General features: G+C 66.9%; 21 protein-coding genes and 26 tRNA genes. 2 read left to right on the top strand and 45 right to left on the bottom strand.

Annotated features, from left to right (window positions below):
• Positions 1–54: 54 nt before the first annotated feature.
• Positions 55–636: a hypothetical protein gene (locus tag MPE_RS20940; protein ID WP_041930388.1), complete on the bottom strand. Its 582-nt coding sequence runs from the start codon at positions 634–636 to the stop codon at positions 55–57.
• Between the two features lie 133 nt (positions 637–769).
• Here MPE_RS20940 and MPE_RS20935 point away from each other — a divergent pair, with 133 nt between their 5' ends.
• Positions 770–1420, top strand: a complete 651-nt coding sequence (locus tag MPE_RS20935) for an ERCC4 domain-containing protein (RefSeq protein WP_011831659.1) — start codon at positions 770–772, stop codon at positions 1418–1420.
• A gap of 60 nt (positions 1421–1480) precedes the next feature.
• On the opposite strand, the gene MPE_RS20930 is transcribed toward MPE_RS20935, so the two are convergent.
• From MPE_RS20930 to MPE_RS20790, 31 genes are all read right to left on the bottom strand, one after another.
• Positions 1481–2044, bottom strand: coding sequence for an HNH endonuclease (locus MPE_RS20930; protein ID WP_011831658.1), 564 nt, complete (start codon positions 2042–2044; stop codon positions 1481–1483).
• A 162-nt stretch (positions 2045–2206) separates the two neighbouring features.
• Positions 2207–2281 (bottom strand) — tRNA-Val (locus tag MPE_RS20925).
• A gap of 139 nt (positions 2282–2420) precedes the next feature.
• Positions 2421–2496: transfer RNA gene (locus tag MPE_RS20915), tRNA-Lys, on the bottom strand.
• 12 nt (positions 2497–2508) lie between these two features.
• Positions 2509–2585 (bottom strand) — tRNA-Glu (locus MPE_RS20910).
• Between the two features lie 43 nt (positions 2586–2628).
• Positions 2629–2720: transfer RNA gene (locus tag MPE_RS20905), tRNA-Ser, on the bottom strand.
• Positions 2684–2854 (bottom strand): hypothetical protein, encoded by a 171-nt coding sequence (locus MPE_RS24375; protein WP_158304641.1) that lies wholly within the window; start codon positions 2852–2854, stop codon positions 2684–2686. Before MPE_RS24375 ends, MPE_RS20905 begins: the two co-directional genes overlap by 37 nt.
• A gap of 86 nt (positions 2855–2940) precedes the next feature.
• Positions 2941–3025 (bottom strand) — tRNA-Leu (locus tag MPE_RS20900).
• 10 nt (positions 3026–3035) lie between these two features.
• A tRNA-His gene (locus MPE_RS20895) sits at positions 3036–3111 on the bottom strand.
• A gap of 13 nt (positions 3112–3124) precedes the next feature.
• Positions 3125–3201: transfer RNA gene (locus tag MPE_RS20890), tRNA-Pro, on the bottom strand.
• A 9-nt stretch (positions 3202–3210) separates the two neighbouring features.
• Positions 3211–3286: transfer RNA gene (locus tag MPE_RS20885), tRNA-Pro, on the bottom strand.
• A gap of 16 nt (positions 3287–3302) precedes the next feature.
• Positions 3303–3380 (bottom strand) — tRNA-Pro (locus tag MPE_RS20880).
• A gap of 11 nt (positions 3381–3391) precedes the next feature.
• A tRNA-Ile gene (locus MPE_RS20875) sits at positions 3392–3468 on the bottom strand.
• A 27-nt stretch (positions 3469–3495) separates the two neighbouring features.
• Positions 3496–4044 (bottom strand): alpha-ketoglutarate-dependent dioxygenase AlkB, encoded by a 549-nt coding sequence (locus MPE_RS20870; RefSeq protein WP_011831657.1) that lies wholly within the window; start codon positions 4042–4044, stop codon positions 3496–3498.
• 22 nt (positions 4045–4066) lie between these two features.
• Positions 4067–4142 (bottom strand) — tRNA-Asn (locus MPE_RS20865).
• Between the two features lie 8 nt (positions 4143–4150).
• Positions 4151–4227 (bottom strand) — tRNA-Arg (locus MPE_RS20860).
• A gap of 9 nt (positions 4228–4236) precedes the next feature.
• Positions 4237–4312: transfer RNA gene (locus MPE_RS20855), tRNA-Arg, on the bottom strand.
• Positions 4303–4848 (bottom strand): HD domain-containing protein, encoded by a 546-nt coding sequence (locus MPE_RS23570; RefSeq protein ID WP_011831656.1) that lies wholly within the window; start codon positions 4846–4848, stop codon positions 4303–4305. The genes MPE_RS20855 and MPE_RS23570 overlap by 10 nt, the downstream gene beginning before the upstream one ends.
• A 21-nt stretch (positions 4849–4869) precedes the next feature.
• Positions 4870–4956 (bottom strand) — tRNA-Cys (locus tag MPE_RS20845).
• A gap of 17 nt (positions 4957–4973) precedes the next feature.
• Positions 4974–5049, bottom strand: a tRNA-Trp gene (locus MPE_RS20840).
• 7 nt (positions 5050–5056) lie between these two features.
• Positions 5057–5132: transfer RNA gene (locus MPE_RS20835), tRNA-Ala, on the bottom strand.
• Positions 5133–5164: 32 nt separating this feature from the next.
• Positions 5165–5237: transfer RNA gene (locus MPE_RS24150), tRNA-Gly, on the bottom strand.
• A 249-nt stretch (positions 5238–5486) separates the two neighbouring features.
• Positions 5487–5573: transfer RNA gene (locus MPE_RS20830), tRNA-Tyr, on the bottom strand.
• Between the two features lie 6 nt (positions 5574–5579).
• Positions 5580–5741, bottom strand: a complete 162-nt coding sequence (locus tag MPE_RS24370) for a hypothetical protein (protein ID WP_011831655.1) — start codon at positions 5739–5741, stop codon at positions 5580–5582.
• 29 nt (positions 5742–5770) lie between these two features.
• A tRNA-Arg gene (locus MPE_RS20825) sits at positions 5771–5847 on the bottom strand.
• Between the two features lie 7 nt (positions 5848–5854).
• Positions 5855–5946 (bottom strand) — tRNA-Ser (locus MPE_RS20820).
• Positions 5947–5952: 6 nt separating this feature from the next.
• Positions 5953–6040: transfer RNA gene (locus tag MPE_RS20815), tRNA-Leu, on the bottom strand.
• 78 nt (positions 6041–6118) lie between these two features.
• Positions 6119–6194: transfer RNA gene (locus tag MPE_RS20810), tRNA-Phe, on the bottom strand.
• Between the two features lie 80 nt (positions 6195–6274).
• Positions 6275–6350 (bottom strand) — tRNA-Asp (locus MPE_RS20805).
• 104 nt (positions 6351–6454) lie between these two features.
• Positions 6455–6530 (bottom strand) — tRNA-Met (locus MPE_RS20800).
• Positions 6531–6536: 6 nt separating this feature from the next.
• Positions 6537–6614, bottom strand: a tRNA-Thr gene (locus MPE_RS20795).
• Positions 6615–6751: 137 nt separating this feature from the next.
• A tRNA-Gly gene (locus MPE_RS20790) sits at positions 6752–6827 on the bottom strand.
• A gap of 559 nt (positions 6828–7386) precedes the next feature.
• Between MPE_RS20790 and MPE_RS20785 the strand changes: the two genes are divergently transcribed.
• Positions 7387–7764 carry a hypothetical protein gene (locus tag MPE_RS20785; protein WP_041930505.1) on the top strand — a complete coding sequence of 126 codons (378 nt, stop codon included), beginning with the start codon at positions 7387–7389 and terminating at the stop codon, positions 7762–7764.
• A 10-nt stretch (positions 7765–7774) separates the two neighbouring features.
• On the opposite strand, the gene MPE_RS20780 is transcribed toward MPE_RS20785, so the two are convergent.
• The 13 genes from MPE_RS20780 to MPE_RS20715 form a co-directional block, all read right to left on the bottom strand.
• Positions 7775–8200: a DUF1064 domain-containing protein gene (locus tag MPE_RS20780; protein ID WP_011831653.1), complete on the bottom strand. Its 426-nt coding sequence runs from the start codon at positions 8198–8200 to the stop codon at positions 7775–7777.
• 2 nt (positions 8201–8202) lie between these two features.
• The gene (locus tag MPE_RS20775) at positions 8203–8742 is read right to left on the bottom strand and encodes a hypothetical protein (RefSeq protein WP_011831652.1); all 540 of its coding nucleotides are present in this window, start codon (positions 8740–8742) and stop codon (positions 8203–8205) included.
• The gene (locus MPE_RS24750) at positions 8733–9332 is read right to left on the bottom strand and encodes an NADAR family protein (RefSeq protein WP_011831651.1); all 600 of its coding nucleotides are present in this window, start codon (positions 9330–9332) and stop codon (positions 8733–8735) included. The genes MPE_RS20775 and MPE_RS24750 overlap by 10 nt, the downstream gene beginning before the upstream one ends.
• 2 nt (positions 9333–9334) lie before the next feature.
• Positions 9335–9595, bottom strand: a complete 261-nt coding sequence (locus MPE_RS24745) for a hypothetical protein (protein WP_041930387.1) — start codon at positions 9593–9595, stop codon at positions 9335–9337.
• Positions 9595–12795: a hypothetical protein gene (locus tag MPE_RS24740; RefSeq protein WP_041930386.1), complete on the bottom strand. Its 3201-nt coding sequence runs from the start codon at positions 12793–12795 to the stop codon at positions 9595–9597. The genes MPE_RS24745 and MPE_RS24740 overlap by 1 nt, the downstream gene beginning before the upstream one ends.
• A 237-nt stretch (positions 12796–13032) precedes the next feature.
• On the bottom strand, positions 13033–13518 hold the full coding sequence (locus MPE_RS20755; protein WP_011831649.1) for a hypothetical protein: 486 nt from the start codon (positions 13516–13518) through the stop codon (positions 13033–13035).
• Between the two features lie 89 nt (positions 13519–13607).
• A complete protein-coding gene (locus tag MPE_RS20750) occupies positions 13608–13997 on the bottom strand; it encodes a DUF4326 domain-containing protein (protein WP_011831648.1) in 390 nt (129 codons plus the stop codon).
• Between the two features lie 2 nt (positions 13998–13999).
• A complete protein-coding gene (dut, locus tag MPE_RS20745) occupies positions 14000–14443 on the bottom strand; it encodes a dUTP diphosphatase (protein WP_011831647.1) in 444 nt (147 codons plus the stop codon).
• 28 nt (positions 14444–14471) lie between these two features.
• Positions 14472–15932 (bottom strand): ATP-binding protein, encoded by a 1461-nt coding sequence (locus MPE_RS20740; protein ID WP_011831646.1) that lies wholly within the window; start codon positions 15930–15932, stop codon positions 14472–14474.
• Complete coding sequence (locus MPE_RS20735) at positions 15932–16288, bottom strand: hypothetical protein (RefSeq protein WP_011831645.1); 357 nt, start codon at positions 16286–16288, stop codon at positions 15932–15934. The genes MPE_RS20740 and MPE_RS20735 overlap by 1 nt, the downstream gene beginning before the upstream one ends.
• A 134-nt stretch (positions 16289–16422) precedes the next feature.
• Positions 16423–17022 carry a hypothetical protein gene (locus MPE_RS20730; protein ID WP_011831644.1) on the bottom strand — a complete coding sequence of 200 codons (600 nt, stop codon included), beginning with the start codon at positions 17020–17022 and terminating at the stop codon, positions 16423–16425.
• Between the two features lie 46 nt (positions 17023–17068).
• Positions 17069–17632 (bottom strand): hypothetical protein, encoded by a 564-nt coding sequence (locus MPE_RS24465; RefSeq protein ID WP_011831643.1) that lies wholly within the window; start codon positions 17630–17632, stop codon positions 17069–17071.
• A complete protein-coding gene (locus MPE_RS20715; RefSeq protein WP_011831642.1) occupies positions 17629–18486 on the bottom strand; it encodes an N-6 DNA methylase in 858 nt (285 codons plus the stop codon). The genes MPE_RS24465 and MPE_RS20715 overlap by 4 nt, the downstream gene beginning before the upstream one ends.
• Positions 18487–18506: the final 20 nt, after the last annotated feature.

The raw sequence follows: 18506 nt of genomic DNA, 5'->3' as shown, positions 1-18506 counted from the left end.
CCTACGTGTTATGTCCCAATCAGGATCAAACTGTTGCGTCAGTGCAGCCGTGGTTCACGGGGATAGTGGTGAGGCAGGCGGTGCCAGGCCAGGAAAGAGGGGCGCGATCCGAAGCCGAAGCGCTTCCAACGACGAATGATTGACGCGGGCCAGCAGCCTCTTCCCAGTCCCAGACATCGCGATGCCTTCGACCTGACCAACACGCGCGAGCGCCTGCACGCCGCCCCGAATCCGATCTAGGTCGTGCGGGCCGAAACCAGGGGCTCCGGCACCCAGTGCATCAAGATCCCTGTCAGCCAGGTCCTCCCAAGTGAGTATTTGGGCTGCCCTCATGGCATTTGCGAGCCTGGAGTCGCCGAAGGGCGTGTAAACCAAGTCTCCAGTGAAAAGGCCGCGCTGCCGCGATGTGGCTTCGAGCGTCTCAGCTTGCTCGAGGAAGAAGAGGTAAAGCTGCCCCAGATGACTTTGCGCAGCGCTGAGCTGTTGAGCGAGCGAGGCTCGTGGGTCCGTCATGACCCTCGCGATATGGAGCATCTCGGATGAGTCACAGCCGAAACAAGAGAGGGATAGCGCCATGCGGCCGAGCAGCGAAAGGTCGTCAAGGCGCGCCTGGACAGCGGTGATGTTGGTGTTCATGATTGAGATCATGTGCGACCGAGGCGAGATGAGCAAAAGCCGAAAATGCGAGCGCTGAGCGCGAATAAAAGGGCCGTTGATGCAAACGCGGCGGTGTGCTCGCAACTGAGAATGAACGCAAGGGGAAAGGCGAATGCCAGAAAGCAAGTCCATCACCATCGTCGCGGACAGTCGTGAGACGGTCGGAGGCATACCGGCGCGCCTGGCCCAGATGCCCGGCGTGGTCGTCGAGAGCGCGCAGCTGGACTCCGGCGACTTCATCGTCGCGCCGGGCGTAGTCGTCGAGCGCAAGCGTAACCACGACTTCGCCGCGTCCATACTGGACGGCCGGCTCATGCCGCAGGTGAAGCTGATGAAGGCAGAGTTCGAGAAGGTGGTCGTCCTGATCGAAGGCGACGTGCACAACACCTCTTCCCGGATCGCAGACGCGGCGCTGCACGGTGCGATCTCCTGGCTGGCCATGCTCGAGGGCGTCTCGCTCATCTACGCGCGCGACGCCGCGGACTCGGCCGGGCTCGTGGCCACGATGGCGCGCCACCTGCAGCACGGCCTGGGCTACGAGATCTCGCTGCGATCAGGAAAGCCGAAGGACCTGCGCACCCTGCAGCAGTTCCTCGTCGAGGGCCTGCCAGGCGTCGGCCCGGGGCGAGCGCAGGCCATCATCGCCCACTTCGGCAGCGTGCACGCCGCGCTTGTGGCCACGGAACAGGAACTGGCGGGCGTGCCGGGGCTAGGCGCGAAGACAGCCAAGAAGGTGCACGAGGTCCTGCACGCAGCCTGGTAGGCGCGCCGGCGCCAGAATGACGAAAGGGGCGCCCCTTTCGGAGCGCCCCTTCGGTCTGGGTCAGCACAGCCGCGAGCCCTTGGGCAGGCGGCTGGCCAGCCACTCGTGCACGTCAGCCCGAATGCGTCGGCCCTCGAGCAGGAAGGTCTCGAAGAGCGACGGCACGTAGGGCAGGTACAGCAGTGGCATGCCGGCTTCCTCCGGCGTGCGGTCGGCCTTGCGGAAGTTGCACGCCGAGCAGCTCGCCACGCACTCCATCCAGCCGTCGCGCCCGCCGCGGCTTTGAGGCAGGATGTGGTCGACGGTCAGATCGCGGTCGGGGAAGGTGTCGCCGCAATAGGCGCAGGTGAAGCGATCGCGCCGCATCAGCTTGTCCCGCGCGAACGCCGGCTCGATGTCGAAGAGGTTGACCTTCGCCGAGCCGCGCAGCGCGATGATGGGGTGGACCTCGATCAGCGACTGGCGGCCGGTGGCCATGTTGATGCCGCCGCGCAGCGTGGTCAGCGGGCCATCGCCGTCGAACCAAGCCACCGAGTCGGTCGCGTAGTGCAGCGCCGCTGCCTGAGGCGAGATCCAGGCCTGCGGGGTGCCGTTGATGTCGAGCTGGAGCACGTCGTGATGCAATTGAGGTTCCTCCTTTCCGATGAGTGGGGCTGAAGACCCCACCAGCTCGGAAAGGGCTCTCCGTGTGCGCTGGTCTCCGTCGCAGGCCTCGAACCTGCACGCCTTGCGGCACGAGGCTCTCGACCTCGCGCGTCTACCGATTTCGCCAGACGGAGATGTTGGTGGTAGTCCCCGAGAGTTTCGAAATCTCGACCTTCGCCGTGTGAAAGCGCTGCTCTGCCTCTGAGCTAGGGGACTGGATGGTGGCAGGCGCGGCAGGATTCGAACCTGCGTACACCGGGTCAAAGCCGGCTGTCTGAGGCCACTCGACTACGCGCCATCCGATCACGCATGCCTGCTGCCGTACAACAAGGCATGAGCCATCGGACGAATCAGTTGGTGCGGTCGCAGGGCATCGAACCCTGGCCTGCCGGTTAAGAGCCGGCTGCTCTACCCCCTTGAGCTACAACCGCGATGGGTGAAAGTGGCGTCTCGTGCGGGGTTCGAACCCGCGATCTCCGAGGTGAAAGCCCGGTGTCCTGGACCACTAGACGAACGAGACGAAGAAGGCACCGACCAAGAAAGGAGGTCGGGAGTTGATGATCTGGCGGAGAGCGCGCGGATCGAACGCGCGCGGCGCTTCTCAGCACCGGCATCGGCTTAGCAAGCCGCCCCCTTGCCGCTCGGGCAGCTCTCCTTGTTCTTGCGACACGCCTTGCGGTGGCTCGACCATCCACCGTTGCCGCGTACGGTCTTGCCGCAGCTGCAGGTGTGGATGCGAGTGGCGTGCTTGCGCGCCGCGGCGCGACGCTTGTTGGAAACGATGTTCATGCCCATGTGCAGGCCTCCTGTCCAGTAGTCGGAGGCCGTGACAGCCGCGGCCCCTCAACACATAGTCGGAGGCTGGGACAGGCAGGTGGTGCCCAGCGAGGGAGTCGAGCCCTCACGCCTTGCGGCGGCCGCTTTTGAGGCGACTGCGTCTACCAGTTCCGCCAGCTGGGCATGATCGAGATGGGGTGCAGAAGCGGCCTCGAACCGCCGACTACCAGGGTCACATCCTGGGGCTTTGCCAACTAAGCTACCTGCACCACTGGAAGAAGATGGTCGGGATGGCGGGCTTCGATCCCGCGGCCTCCTGCTCCCCGAGCAGGCGCGCTGCCTGGCTGCGCTACATCCCGAAGTGGCTGTGGTCTCGGTGACAGGGCTCGAACCTGCGACCCTCGCGTCCCAAACGCGATGCGCTACCAGCTGCGCTACACCGAGGTGGATCTGGTGGTGATGGTCGGCGTGGCGGGCTTCGATCCCGCGTTCTCCTGCTCCCGAAGCAGGCGGATTGACCTGGCTTTCCTACACGCCGTTGTGTGTTCTTGGTAGCCGCTGTTGGCTTCGATCCAACGACCCCCGCCTTATCAAGACGGTGCTCTACCAGGCTGAGCTAAGCGGCCAAGGTGACCCAGCGCTCTCGCGCCAGGTCAGGTGCGGACGTATCCGCGAAACGTCATGCTGATCCGCGGCCCGCAGATGAAGCCGGCCTTCGGGATCCTGTGCATGTGGGTGTCCTGCATGCCGGGTTTCATCACGCACAGGCTGCCCGACTCGAGCAACAACTTCTCGACCGACAGCGTGTCGCTGTTCGGACGGAACCAGATCTCGCGCTCCGCGCCGACGGTGACGATCGCGATCGGGCGCTCGTCGTCCATCTCCGGCGAATCATCGGCGTGCCAGCCGAGGTGATCGCGAGCATCCTCGTACCCGTTGAGGAAGCAGACCTCCATGGCCGCGCCGACGCGCGACTCGACGGCAGCCTTCACGGCCGACAGCGCGGGGTGCCACTCCTTGGGCAGGTACTCGCGTACGCCGGCGCCGCTGCCGTAGGTGTACGGCACGGCCACGTCGTTGCAGTAGAACTCGCGCCTTGGCGTCGAGCCCCTGCGCTCCCAGTCGAGCTCGGACCACAGGGTGTTGAACAGGGAGGCAGGATCCGCAACGAAGCCCGCCTCGTAGGTGACTGGCGCCTTCATGGCGTTCCTTTCATGCGTGTGGTGGCTCCCCGACTTGGTCTCGAACCAAGGACCTCCTGGTTAACAGCCAGGCGCGCTACCAGCTGCGCTACCGGGGAATGGGTTGTGGTGCGTCCGGACGAAGTCGAATCGCCGGCCTCGGCCTTCGGAAAGCCGCGCTCTGTCCACCTGAGCTACGGACGCGTGGTGTTGTGGTGCCTCGTGGCTGGATCGAACAGCCGACCTACCCGCTAGGAACGGGCCGCTCTGTCCGCTGAGCTAACGAGGCGAGATGCCGAGGCGCGCGCATGCACGCGCATGGACTCGACGGGCAAGGTGAACGGCACGGCAGTCGCTCGCGTCGCCAAGGACGTCGAGCAGCAGCGCCTTCTCCGGCAGGTACACCAGAGAGAAGGCCGTGTCGTTCGCGACGATCGACGGCGTGTTGTGCACCAGGTCGAGCGCCTTGATCGTCTTGGCCTTCGGCCGCGCGCGCGCCGTGTGCGCACGATCGACTGCCTTGCGAGACGCGCGGTTGCCGTCGGCCGGCGTGCTGACGTCGGACAGGTCGTCGACCAGGCCAGCGACTTCGCCACCGAACTCGTGCTCGAGGAGCGCGACGCTGACGCCGCAGTCCTCTTTCGTGTCGTGCAAGAGCGCCGCCATCACCATGGCCTCGTCATGATCGAAGCGTTCGACCAGGCGAGCCACCGCGACGGGGTGCTCGATGTAGGGCCGCATCACATAGCGGCGAAGTTGTCCGGCGTGCGCGATGTCCGCGAACCTGAACGCGGCACGCGCGCCCGGGCTCGAAAACACGTGCATGGCGCACTCCTTCTTGTGTGGTGGACTCGACGATCCGATTCGAACGGATGCGGGCTTTCGCCGCCTGGGTTGCAACCAGGTGCCTTCGGCCAACTTGGCTACGTCGAGATGGTGATGATGGTGCTTGGCACCGAGTTACGGAGTCGAACCGCAAACCTTCGGCTTTGGAGGCCGCCGCTCTGCCAATTGAGCTAACCCGGTATGAGACTGGTGGAGGTGACAGGCATCGAACCTGCGACATCCCGCTTGCAAAGCGGGTGTTCTGCCAACTGAACTACACCCCCAGTCTTCAGAGCACGCTCGATGCGCTGAAGACTGGAGCGGGCGACCGGATCCGACCCGGTCTGTTCCGGCTTGGAAGGCCAGACGTTCACCACTTGACCGCCCGCATGTGCCTGATGACTCGGTCGTGAGACCGCTCTGCACAGGCTTCGAGGGTCCGCCTCTTTGGGCGTCGCACCGGGTTGCGTCCGGCCGGCATGCGCGGTCATCTTGCGCACGTCGTCGCGTGGGTCAGTGGCTGATCTCGGTTGGCGCCGCCTATCGTGGCGACTGCGCCGAGGGCACTACTGCCCTTCCCTGCTTCTTGGGTCAACACCACAGGGCCGGGTGCCGACACGCGGTTGCCCGCGCGAGTCTGGTGGATGGTGAAGGATTCGAACCTCCGCGTCCTTTGGGGAACCTGGGTTACAGCCAGGCGCGATCAGCCACTCTGCCAACCATCCGTTGATCTACATGCCCGCCTCGCGCAGACGCTGGACAAGGTCCTTGCGCTGCACATCGGCATGGCGCTTGCGCGATGCGTGCGCGCCGGCGGCGCGGCGGCCGGCCAGCGGCGCGAACACGTTGCGCGGCTTGAGCGTCGCGATGCGCTGCACGATGCTCTTCTTCATCTCGATGCTCCTTGGTGATGTTGATGACGTGGCACCTCGTACACGGGTCGAACGTGTGGCCTCCCGGTTCGTAGCCGGGTGCTCTTCCGCGCTGAGCTAACGAGGTAGCGAACTGGAGGATGGTGCGAAGGATTCGAACCCGCGGAGGACTCTCGCCCTCTCCTGTTTTCGAGACAGGTGCCTTAGACCACTCGGCCAACCATCCATGAACTGGTCCCCACGGTCCGAGTCGAACGGACACGCCCGATGGGCACTCGGTTCTGAGCCGAGCGCGTCTACCTGAATTCCGCCACGCGGGGGATGTTGAACAACACACCGGGCAGGAGGCGGGCCTTCTGTTCCGGCAACGAAAGTGCGAGCGCTGCGCTCGCGATGTGTGGTGCCGCAGGAAGGGATCGAACCTTCGACGCTTCGCTCTTCAGGCGAACGCTCTACCGACTGAGCTACCGCGGCATTGATGTGTCGCCCGGCAGAGTACCGCACTGAACCGGCTGCGCCGTCATGCGAGTTCTGGTCACGCTGCAGGACTGACCTGGCGCCCCGTGCGGAATTCGAATCCGCGGCTTCCGTCTGGACAGGACGGCACTCTGGCCTCTGAGTTAACGGGGCATGTGGCTTCCGGTGACGAGCTCCGGACCCGCTCGGTGGTGCGGGCGATTTCCGCTGCTGGACGCCCATGAAGTTCGCGGCGCCGCTGTGCAGCTTCTACTACCTGGTTGCGAGGGAGCGACTCGAACGCTCGATCTCTGGCTTATGAGGCCAGCGGATTGCCAACTTTCCCACCCCGCATCTGACTGGTGCCCTCGGCGACGATTCGAACGCGCGACCCCCGACTTACTAGGTCGGTGCTTCTTCCGGCTGAGCTACAAGGGCGATGAGCTTTCCATCTCGGCTGTGTCCGCACGCGAGGTCGCCCGGCAAGCCAGGCCATTCGCTGCACACAGGCGCGGCCGCACCTGCACACATGCACACCGAGCCGGCCCAGTGCTTGTGCACGGGCACACCCGAGATGGAGCGGACGACGGGTCTCGAACCCGTGGCCTCGAACTTGGCAAGTTCGCGCGCTACCAACTGCGCCACGTCCGCATAGTGCGAAGCGATGATCCCAACCAGTTTCGGGGTCGCCTCGCGCTGAGTTGTTAAAGAGCATCCTCGTCGGCCGTTGCCGGGAGGCGCGATCCAACGATCGCTGCAGTTCGGCTGCCAGGCCGCGCTGCGGGTTGAAGGGTTGAAAACAAAAAGGCCCGGATCCTTTCGGAATCCGGGCCTCTTGCGAGCTTGGAGGTGTGCGACTACGCCGCTCCCTCTCCCGGATGCACCTGGCCCTCGTTCCCACGAATCCACTGGTAGCGGACGGAGGGCGAAGGCAGGCGCTTTGCAAACGGAAGACCGTTGTGCATGCCACTGACACAGGCGAACGCGACCGCGCCCGACTGGGGCAGCCTGTTCGTGGTCAAGGGCAGTGTGCGGTTCACGGTGTTTCCTAGATTGCTTGGGTTCAGTTCTCTGCTTGGAGCACGAAGCGGGACGCCTCATGCAACGCATAGGACGGATTGTGAAGACTCTTAACGTCGGCGTCAACCCCTCTTGTGAAGATTCTTCGCATAAAATCTCTGTGAAGTATTTTCACAACACGCCGGCCTCCGTGTCTTCAGACCCTCACACCATCAGGCGCCAGAACGCGCTGTCGCTGTTCCAGCAGTTCGCGGAAGAGCGCATCGCTGCGGGCGAGCAGCCGAAGGGACTGGAGATCGCGTTCGCGGAGAAGCTGGGCATCAGTGGCGCCACCTGGAGCATGGCCAAGTCGGGCAGCCGTCCGATCGGCGACAAGCTCGCGCGCCAGTTCGAGCACCGCTGCGCGCTGCCGGCTGGATGGATGGACGAAGAGCGCGCGCCGCAGGGTCTGTCACAGGCGGAGCAGCAGTTCCTGGCCTCGGCTCTCGAGGCTTACCGTGGCACCAACAGCGATGGCCGCAAGCAGTTGCGACAGCTGATCAAGACCTGGAACCAACGCACGCGCTGAGCGCGCGCTGTCAGAACTCCTGGATGCGGATGCCGTGCCGGCTGAGCATCAGCTTGCGCTTGATCACGTAGGTCTTGTCCGCGCGCGTCGGCGGGGACTTCGTGTCGTGCACCTCGGTGCGGCCGTCGGCGTACTCCACGACGAAGTCGGCGTAGTAGCGCACAGCCCGCTCACCCTCTTGCTTGTCCAGCAGAACATACGGCACCTGGCGCTCGATGCGCACGACGCGGTCGCGCGGGTCAGCTGCCGTGCGCGCGAGCTTCAGCATCTGGTGGTGCTTCAGCTCCTTCGACGAGTCGTACTTCTCGCCGTCGAACTCAAGCCCTCGGCGGTTGCCGAACTTGTTCTTCCGCTTGGTGGGGGCCGCGCCGCCGGCGCGCGCCTGGATCATGGCCAGGTAGTCGGCGGCGGACATACGGTCGGTCACGTTCGGCATCGTCAACCCAGGATCGCGAGCGCCGCCACAGCGCCGATCAGGAACAGGGCCGGTGCTGCGATCCACCAGTCCGCGCTCGATGGCAGGCTGGCCTGGAAGGCTGTGACCGCGGCCCAGGCATAGGCAGCGTAGGGCAGGCCGAATGGCTGGCCAGGCAGCGTCGAGGATGCCCACCAGAGGCTCAGTGGCGCCAGCGCCATCGGAGCCAACGCGATCGGCACGGAGCGAAACAGGCCAGCGTAGAACGTCACGGACCCAAGGCGCCAACCGGACTCGGTCTTCTCGGGGATGATGGACGGCAGCGACGGGCGCGCGCGGAGCAACAGCGCGACCAGGTAGTGCGCGAGCTCGTGCGCGAGCGTGCCGGGCAGCGCGAAGAGGCAGTAGGCGGCGAAACCCAGCCGGGCCGCCAGCTGGGACAGCACGAAGACAGCGGCCAGCACCAAGGCGTCGCCGCGGCCGAGGTCACCGGCGAGGTGGTGCGCCGCCGAGACAAGCAGGTGCAGCGCGTGCCGGGCGTGGGCCAGGATGCTCAGGTCCAACCCAGCTCCTCGAGCGCGGCAGCGAGCGGGACTGCGCCGGCGGCCAGGCGCTCGTCGAGGTCGGGATCTTCGACGCAGGGCCCGCCCAAACGGTGGCGCACGCGCTGGAGCATGCGACCGAGGTAGTTCGAGCCGCGGCCGTTGACGATGCCCCAGCGCCGGCCGGCGTCATCGTCGATGCGGCCGGCTTCGATGATGGCGCTGTCGCCGGTCGACAGCAGCAGCTCGGCGAGATCGGGGTGCTGGTCGAACTTCGCGTCGAGGCACCGGAGCATCCACGGGAAGCGCAACCGAGACCAGCCAGGCCGCGTGTGGAAGCCCAGCAGCGCGTCGGCAGTGCGAGCCATGATCTCGGTCGGGTCTGCCGACTCGGAAGGGAGCGTGTGTGCCGCGATCGCCAGCAGCGATGGCGCCGGCGCGGCCAGAAGCCAGTCGCGCACACGCGCGTCGCGCGGCTTCAGCGCCTGGTAGGCGTGCTCGGTGGTCGCGAACGTGCGCCCGGCGATCAGGATCTCGCGGCGGAAGAGGTTGCTGAAGGCGCCGAACGGCCGCTCGGACGCCCTGTAGAACGAGATGGGGGCCGCGACCACGATCAGGGCTCCTGAACTGCGAGCACCAGCGGGGACTCGTAGATGCCGCGCACAGCCGCGCGCGCCCGCTCCTCGGTCATCTCGGCCAGGCCCTTGCGCGCGAGGCCCCAGCCCACGTCGCAATCGGTGAAGGACAGGCCCAACCGGCAGATGCCCAGGCCACGCGGCTGGGCGTGGAAGAACAGGGTCGGCCTGCCCTCGTCGTTCTGGTCGAGCGTGATGAGGACTTGGTCGGCGTCGTGGCCGAAGAGGCGGGCGAACATCAGGATTCCTTCTTGCGCAGCGGTGCCACGAACACCGACTGGGCGATAGAGCGATTGCGGCTTTCCAGCCAGACCAGCGGGGACAGCTGGGCGGTACGAGGCGTGTAGCGTTGGGACAGGATCTGCTTGCGCTTGGCTTTGGCCTTCTCCGGAGCCTCCCAGCGGCAGTCCCATTGGACGCGGTCGAGTTGCTGCCGGTAGAACCGCCGCCGCAGCAGCGGGCCGACGCCGGCGAGCTCGTCGAAGGCGCGGTTGAGCGAAAGGGTCGCGTGGGCATGCGTGTCGAGCGACGGCTTGCCATCACCCTTGACGCCCGGGCGGTCGACCGTGCCGCGATGGCGCTTGTGGTTCTGGCTGATGCCCAGCCGCATCCAGTCCACCTGATAGCTGGACACGCCCGGGATCTCGCCCTTGTGCACCTGCAGGGCCTCGCCGTCGAGGCATTCCTCTGAGACGCGCAGCGCCCACTCGAGCGGCGCCGCAAGGATCTCGCTGCCGCGGCGCGCGTTGTGGAATCGGGATGTGAACTGGGCGCGGATGGCGGCGCGCTGTGCGTCGTCACCGTAGGTGTACAGCACGTGCTCGGCGCGGGCCGTCATGTAGACCACGGACAGCTTGCGGCCGCCGCCATAGACACCCACCGGGATGCCGAGCGACAGGTGCAGCACGCTGCGTGTGTGGTTCGCGCGCTGGCGCTGGGCGCACGTCGCTGCCAGCGTCGTGAAGATCTCCGCGGGGATGCCAGCGCCGGGGCCGGCGCGCAACACCGGCTCCCACACCACTGCGTCCGCCAGGTTGCGCTTGATGGTCGCGTAGGTGCGCAGACGAATGGGCTCGGCGTCCTTGTGGAACCAGTCGTCCGCGCCGGAGTAGCGACGCAGCTCCGCCTCGGACGCCGGCAGCGCCTCATGCAGCCACGTCAGCGACTCGGAGACCTCGCGCAGGTGCCGCGCCGTCTTGGTCGGCTCCAGCACCACGCGCCGGACCCAGCCCCAGGACAGGACCGAGGGATAGGGCTCGCGATCGCGGTCGGACGCGGTCGTGTAGAGGACGTACCGGTTGGAGCCGGATCGTGTCAGCAGCAGCGGCTGCCGCCCGGGGTCGGCCGCGGCGCAGGCATCCAGGTAGCGTTGCAGCAGGCTTTCGATGCCGGCGGGCACGTAGCCCTCGGGTGCGACCAGGCTCAGCACCTCGTTCAGTTCGGCCAGCCGGTCCAGGCCGGGCAGCGCCGCGCCGCGGCGGGCCGCGCGCCAGTTGCGCACCGCCACGTCCAGCGCGGGCCGGGCGACGTGCTCAGGCAGGCCACCGTGCGTCGTGGCCTGCTGGAGCAGGTAGGCGCGCGCCGGCGCCTCGGCTTCGGCTTCGGCGGCCAGGAATGCCTCCAGGCGACGGAAGAGGCGCAGGTAGCCCACGCCCATCCCCCAGTTGCGCCGGCTGCCCAGGTATCGGCGGATCTCGTCGACCGAGACCCCGTCCAGGCAGAGCCACCAGGATTCGTCGCCGCCGGAGGACTCGCCTTCGAGGTAGCACTTCACGTTCGGCTCGGAGCGGTCGTGCCCCCACGTGTCCTTCGTGGCCAGCGTCACGTAGAAGCGCGCACCCTCCTGCTGGGCGATCTGCGCGGTCTCGAACTGTCGCTCGCGGAAGCGCAGGCCGTGACGGCGCTTGACCTCGGGGCTGTTGTTGATCGCGCCGTCGGAGTTCATCACGAAGACGCGCGAGCCCGACTGCACCAGCGTGTTCTTCGCCTTGATCCATGCCGACACCCACGGCAGGTCGTCACCAATCTGCGAACCGGCCTCCTGGTCGGCGTAGAAGCGCATGTACCGGGCCTGGAAGTCCGCGGTCATGAAGTTGATCTGCTGCTCCGGCGGATAGAACTCGCCCAGCAGTCGCAGCCTGTGGTCCAGACCGCACAAGAGGATGAGGAAGCGGCGGTAGTGCAGCGCCAGGTCGTCGAAGTCCTTCTTGCGCTCGCCGAACTCCACGTCGCGCAGCGTGATGGTCGAGCCGTCGACGCCGCGGAAGACGTTGCCGAGCTCGTCGGCCGTGGGGAACAGCCGGCTGGCGGCCTCGTGCGAGGGCGTAGCCGAGTAGACGACGTGCACCTTGCCGCCGTTGCGCACCAGCAGGAACACCAGCTGGTTCTGCAGGTTGTTGATCAGGTTGGCCCACATGTCCTTGCCGTAGCGGCGCTCGTGGCGCGTCACGGCCATCGAGATCACGCAGCGCTCGCTCGGAAACACCTGGTTGAGCAGCGCGTCGTTGCGCGCGAGTTCGGCGAAGAACTGGGGCTGGTCGCGCCAGTCGAAGGACATGCCCACGTCGGCCTGGGCGGCGAGCTCCTCCTCCATGTACCTTTTGCCCTGGACGATCATCAGCGGCACGTGGGTCGGCGCCTCCGGGCCGTCGCGCACCTCGAAGACGTCGACGCCCTTGCCGGTGTACAGGTCGAGCGACTCGATCCCCTGGCGGATGCGCTCGGCGCGCTTGAGCGCGTCGGAACTGCGAGCGAGCGCCACCGCCGCCTTCTCGGCCGCGTACGGCGCCAGCTCCTTGAGCGTGCCGGTGATTTCCTCGGTCTTCTTGGTCAGCCAGTTCGCCTGGGCCTGGGCCAGCACGAGCTGCCTGTCCGCGATCTCGCGCAGTTGAACCACCCCACCCTCGTCGATGCCGGCCGTCAGCAACTGCGAGACGTTCGTGCCCACCGCGACCTTAGGCAGCGCCAGCGGGTTGCCCTTGGCGGCCGAGCGGCGCGCGGCGCGCCGGTGGATCTTGGACAGGTTGCGGTCGCGCTCGCGGCGGTCGTTCTCTGCGCGCTGCTGGCGCTGGCCGGCCTCGTATTGGTGCTTCTTCTCTGCCTGGTCCACCTGAGGCTTGATCGCCTCGAGCATCAGCTGCGGGTTGGCCTGGGCGCTCACCAGCTCCTGCTGAAGCTCGGTCACGCGGTCCAGGATCGCCTGCTGCTCGGCCGCGCGGATCGCGTCGGCGTCCTGGCACGGCTCGAACGAGGCGATGAAGTCGTCGATCAGGAAGGTGTACTTGCCTTCGCCATGGCGCGGATGACACAGCAGCTGGACGGAGTGCAGCTTCTCCTCGAAGTCGATCAAGTCGACCAGGAGCAACGCGTCGCCTTCCTCGATCTCAGGGTGCTCGCCGAGGGTCGCCTTGGCGCGCCAGTAGTATCCCGGCTCGAGCACCTGCTCAGAGCGCAGAAGGTCGCCGCCGACGTCATCGACTACAACGTCAGGCCCGGCGGCAGACCCTTGGCGGACAGGGACAAGACTGCTGCCGCTCATCTAGATACATAACACGTGTGCATACGCTCATTGTACCGGTACGCGCGTTCAAGTTGAAGGGGGTGGCGCAAGAGAAAAGCCCCGCCCGGAATGACCGGGAGGGGCTTGAGGGGTTGAGGCTTGTGCCGGGCGAGACCGTCAGGCGTCGGCCAGCGCGTTGGCCAGGTACTTGGCGGGGTAGTCGTCGCTCAGGCCGGACTGCATCACCGAGTCGTGGGGCGAGATCGATGCGCCGCACTTCGGGCACTCGTCGTCGCAGCCGCAGCTGTGGGTGTCGGTCCAGGTGGCACCGCACTCTTCGTGCTCGTAGTGGTTCTCGAAGACGTCGAGTTGGGCGCGCAGCGCGGATTCGATCGTCGAACCGCTGACGCAGTCGCTGACGAACTCGGCCATGTCGCCTTCGCTCTCCAGCTGCCGCCAGGCGTCGCCGTCGACTTCGAACTCGTTCGCCACCTCTTCGCCCTTGACGAGCTCGAAGCGGGCGTTGACCGTCTGGTCGTCGCCGTCGATGTCCGTCCACTCACGGCTCCAGGTCATCTCGGACTTGGGGATGAGCAGGTCGGACACGCCGATGCGGCCGCCGGCCGTCGTCAGGGTCAGGGTCAGTTTCAGTTGGGGTTGCATGGTTTGCTCCAGGTTGGTGCGAGCAGGGCTCGCGGGGTCGTGATCCCTGGAGATGCGTAACGGCAAAGCGGAGGATTGAGTCTGCCGACTCAGAAGAGCGCAGCCTGCCTCGCTGGCGACAGGTCGCAGGCAGGCGCCAGACCTGCCTCGGACCGGATGGCGTCGCGGATCGGGTCGCCGTGGCAGCGATCCGGCGCGCACCAACAGCGCAGCGCCAGCCGCTCGCCGGCGAGCACACGCGTGGCCAGGCGCACGATCTCGGCATGCATCGGGCCGCCAGCGGCCAGGTCCGCTTCGAGATCGCGCTCGAAGGCCTCGATCACCGCCTGGCGGCCGGCCGCGTCGCGGTGATCGCGGAGCACGTGGCGGTTCCCCAGCACCGGGTTCGTCCGGTCGATGTCGATCACGACTTCGCCGGGCTCGGGCGCCGTGCCGCCCTTGCGCTTGCTGACGACGCGGACGTCGCCGGGCTGAATCACGCTCAGGCTCCGGTCGAGCCGAAGCCGCCCAGGCCGCGGGCCGTGTCGGTCAGCTGGTCGACCTCTTCGAAACTGCAGCGCGGCACCGGGATCACCATCGCCTGAGCGATGCGGTCACCGGCCTTCACCTCGAACGGCTCCTTGCCGTCGTTGTGCAGCTTGACCTTCACCGAGTCGCGGTAGTCGCTGTCGATGATCCCCGTGGTGTTCGCGAGGCGCACTCCGTGTTTGAAGCCGTGGCCGCTGCGCGAGAAGACTTGGAGCACGTAGCCCTCTGGGATCTCGAAGGCTAGGCCGGTGTCGAAGGCCACGGAGGCGCCGGGAACGATGCTCGGCGGGCCGTCGTCGATGCAGGCGTGCAGGTCGAAGCAGGCCGCACCGGAGGTGGCGTATTCGGGGACGCGCGCGTCGGGGCGAGTGCGCTTGATCTTGATCAGAAGGGTCATGACTTGTTCAGGTGGAGAAAGGCCGAGATCATGCCTCGACGGTACGGCGCAGTTCGAACAGCTCCGGCTGCCGCAGCGCGATGCTGGTCAGCTTGGCGCCGAGTCGCGACAGGGCGTCGTGGTACTCGGCAGACAGATGGTTGCTCGCGAACTCGTGCGCAGCCTCGTGCAGCAAGAGGTCATTGATCGCCTCCAGAGGCCCGGAGAACCACTTGTGACCGAGACGCCCGAGGTTCAGCGTCAGGCGGCGCGAGCCGTAGGCCCCTGCGAACGGCCAGGTGACGTCCGAAGCGATCGTGACGTGAACCGGTCCACCGACCAGGAGAGGGAGCACGCGGCGCGCGTACTCGACGACGGCGCGGATGTCGTCCGTCCAGTCCGCCTCGGAGACCGTGCGCAGCGGGTCGCCGTCCTCGCTGAACGGCTTGCTCGTTGGGGTGACCTGGCCGGCCGGACGGACGGCGCCGGAGCGACGCATCGCCTCCCATTCGGCCTTGGACAGCTGCGAGCCATAGACCAGCGTGTAGCCCTGCTCCACGGCGCGGTTGTTAGCCTCCGGGTCGGACGGGTCGAAGGCCACCCGCTTCTCGCCGAAGCGCAGGTCGGCCATGCGGCTGATCGCCGCGTCGGGCACCAGGTCGCCGTGCTTCTGAATCGCATCGCGCACCCAGCTGGAGTTCGCGTCGTCGGCCTGGAGCTTGTCGGCCATGTGCGCCACCACCAGCGCGCGCAGGCGCGCCAGGTAGCCCGGCGGCACGTTGTCGCGGTCCGGGTTGAGCGGGACCTTCTGTTGGACGTTTAGGTGCCAACGATCGCCGGTCTCGACAACCGGGACACCGAGCTCGTACAAGGAAGGAACCTCCCCCTCGAACGGCTCGTACACCTCGATCACCGTCTTGCGCTCGGTGCGGCGCAGGTAGCCCTCTTCGTCGGCCAACACGGTGGCCAACGTCGCCTCGAAGGAGGCGATCGGCGCCCGGCGCGGCAGTTCGTCGCCGTTGTAGAAGGTCTCGATGCCAGGCGGCGGGATCAGCTCGCGCACAGCGCGCGCGCAGTCCACGATCTCGGTGTTGGTGATGCGCAGCAGGCCGGTGAAGACCGAACCTCGGTCGATGCGCACGCGCGACACGTGCCGGCCGGTTGCATCAAAACGCACGGTGCCGGTCGTGGTGGAGATCTCGGCCTCGTCGCACAAGGAAAGAACGAGCTTCTCGCCGAGGTTGTACCGGCCGCGCTTGGCCGCGTCCGCCTTCTTGCCAGATTCGGCATAGAGGCGCCACGCATGCGACAGGTCGGAGAAGCCCGTCGGGTTGTCGTCACGCACCACCAGTCGCGCCGTGCGCGCGCCCGGGATTCGCTCCAGCGTCACATGGACGCGCGTCGTGTTCTCGTCCCATGCGTTCTGCAGCAACTCGTACAGCACCCAGGCCTTGCCCTTGCGCTCGAGCAGCTTCGCGAGACCCTTCTTGTCGACTTCGAACCAGTCCATCAGGCGTCGACCTCCTTGGCACCGAGAGCTTTGGCTGCTGCGATCAACTCGGGCAGCTTCTCGGCGGAGATCTCGAACAGCACCTGGCGCGTCGACTGCTTGCGCAACCAGAATTTGATCGCCTTGACGTAGTCCTCGGGCACGCCGGGGGGCGGGTTGACCAGATAGCCGCCGGTCACCTTGACGATGGCGGAGTCGGCGATTTCGCGCGCATTGAAGGTGGCCGGGTCGACCGGAAGGCTGTCGACATAGACCTCGTCCTCCTCGATGTAGGTCGTGCCGTCGTCGGCGCCCCAGATGATCGGATCGCTGTAGAAGCGCTTGTACTCCGCGCCGGTCACATGAACGTCAGCCATGCGCGCCGCCGCCGAGTAGTTGGTATGTCAGGTTCATGCGCACCATTGTACCTAACACTTATCGATACGGCACGTGCTTTGCATCGATGCAACGCGGCGCGGATAGCACGCGCTACGCGGTGGCACCTACTGGCTCAGAAGAACAAGAACCAGCGCGCACCGATCGCGCGCAGCAGCTTGCCGCGGCCGCCCTGCACGATGATCAGGCCGTTGCCCAGCTTGATGGTCTTGGCGTTGCCACGCGACAGCCACAGCACGGGCGTGGCGCCGACCGCCCTCGCATTGCGCAGCGTCTGGCCGACGGGATCGCCGCGCAGCGGCTTGCCATTGGCCATCTCGAACTTGGTCTCGCCCAGGCCCAGCCACGTGTGCCGCACGACGATGCTCTCGAACGTCTTGTGCTCGATCGCGAACTTCTTCTCCTTGTCCGGTGACTCGACGTAGAAGTCGATGTCCCCGCCGGTCTGCACGCGCCGGCCGGCCTGGAAGTGCCAGTCGCTCGGGAGATCCTTTGCGCGCAGGGCGGCGACTTCGATGCGCTTGCCGCGCCGGCGGTAGTACCCGCGGCGCAGCTTGGCCTGGCCGAACCAGGTCACGGCGACGGCAGCCACACCCAGAGGCAGCGCCGCGTTGCGCCAAGCCAGCCACAGCGCAGCAACGCCGACCAGCAGGATGATGAAGCCGTACTTGAGGTCGTTGGCCCAGGGTTTGAATTCAGCGTGGTTGGCGCCCATGGTGATGCGGGTGAAGGAGTTGAATGGAAAGAGGTGGCGGCCGCGATCAGGCGGCGAGTCGCGCAGGCCGCTCGGCAGCGGTCGGACGGCCCGCGCGCACGAAGCGGGCGCAGTGGCCGGCGTAGGTCGCCACGTCCGCCCAGTAGCTGGCCATCGGCGACTTCGCGGTCTGCCACGACTTGACCGAGCTGCGCTTGGCGTCCTGCCGGAGATCCAGCATCAGGTGCGCCAGCGCCGCGGCGGCCGCGGGGGAGATGTCGCGCGCCAGGTGCGCCGCCGGCAGCGCCAGCAACGGGTTCGGGCCCGAGAGCGCCAGCGGGAGCGCGCAAGCGGCGGCTGGCGACGGCTTCGGATGCGCCAGGCGCGCGGCGTGGCCGGCGTAGACGGCGCAAGCACGCCAGTAGGCCGCCTTGCGGACACGGCCGCGACGCCAGAGGCCGTCAGCCACCGCCTTCGCGCCGCGGCGCACGCCGTCGAGCAGCACGCGCAGCTGCCGGCGGTCGGCCTCGGGAAGCGATGCGAAGGCCGGCGCGCTGGCCAGCTTCAGCAGCGGGTTGCGCACGTCGGGCGCCGAGCTGCGCAGCGGGAGGGAATGGATGGATGCGTTCATGCTGCGACCGCCTCGGCCTGCTGCCGGCGCCAGACCCCGCGGTCGACGCTGACGAACTCGGGGTATGCCTGCAGCGTCTGCCGCACCTTCGCGCGGTAGTGCGGGTTGTCGGTCGGCCGGCGCCCCTCCAGCGCGCGGTAGAGCGCATCGAGCGGCGCGACGTCGTCGCTGACGTGGTCGAAGGCGGCATGCACCGCCTGGCGCCAGACGGAGCCGGCCTTGCCGGAGCGCTCGAGCACCTGGCGCGCGGGCTTGCTCAGCGCGCTCACCTCGGCCGCCTCGCGGTACAGGAAGAAGCCGAACAGGCGGCGATGCGCCTCCTTGGTGAAGACGGAGAAGACGATCGGCACGCTCAGGCGCGGGAAGATGTTGCGCGGCATCAGCTCCTGTTCGATGGACCACTTCTCCGACATCGACAGCACCTTGCTGGAGGTCTGAAGCACGTAGGCCGGCAGGATCAGGCCGCACTTGCCCCCCTCACCGAGCAAGGGGTGAGCACGGTCGAGGAACCGCGCGACGGTGTCGGCGTGGAACGGCGGGTTACCGACGATGGCGTCGACCTGCGCGGGCAGCGGGACGTTGAGGAAGTCGCCCAGCAGCACGGTGCGGCCGGTGGCGCGGCGCGCCTGCTCGGCCCAGTGCGGGTCGATCTCGACACCGATCGCGTTGACGTGCGCCGGCAGCGCGTGCAGGAAGACCCCATCCCCGCACGAAGGCTCGATCACCGTGGCGCCGGGCGCCAGGTCGGCGAAGTGCCGCTCGACGATCGCCTCGGCGACCCATCGGGGAGTGAAATACTGGCCCAGGCTCTTGCGCGCATCGTTGGCGCGCTCTTCGTTAGGTTCGATCCGCATTGTTTGCAGATGATACCTAA

Origin of the sequence: Methylibium petroleiphilum PM1 (assembly GCF_000015725.1) — a bacterium.
Classification (GTDB): Bacteria; Pseudomonadota; Gammaproteobacteria; order Burkholderiales; family Burkholderiaceae_C; genus Methylibium; species Methylibium petroleiphilum.
Note: the sequence above shows the minus strand (reverse complement) of the source record. Positions and strands in the feature narration are given on the sequence as shown.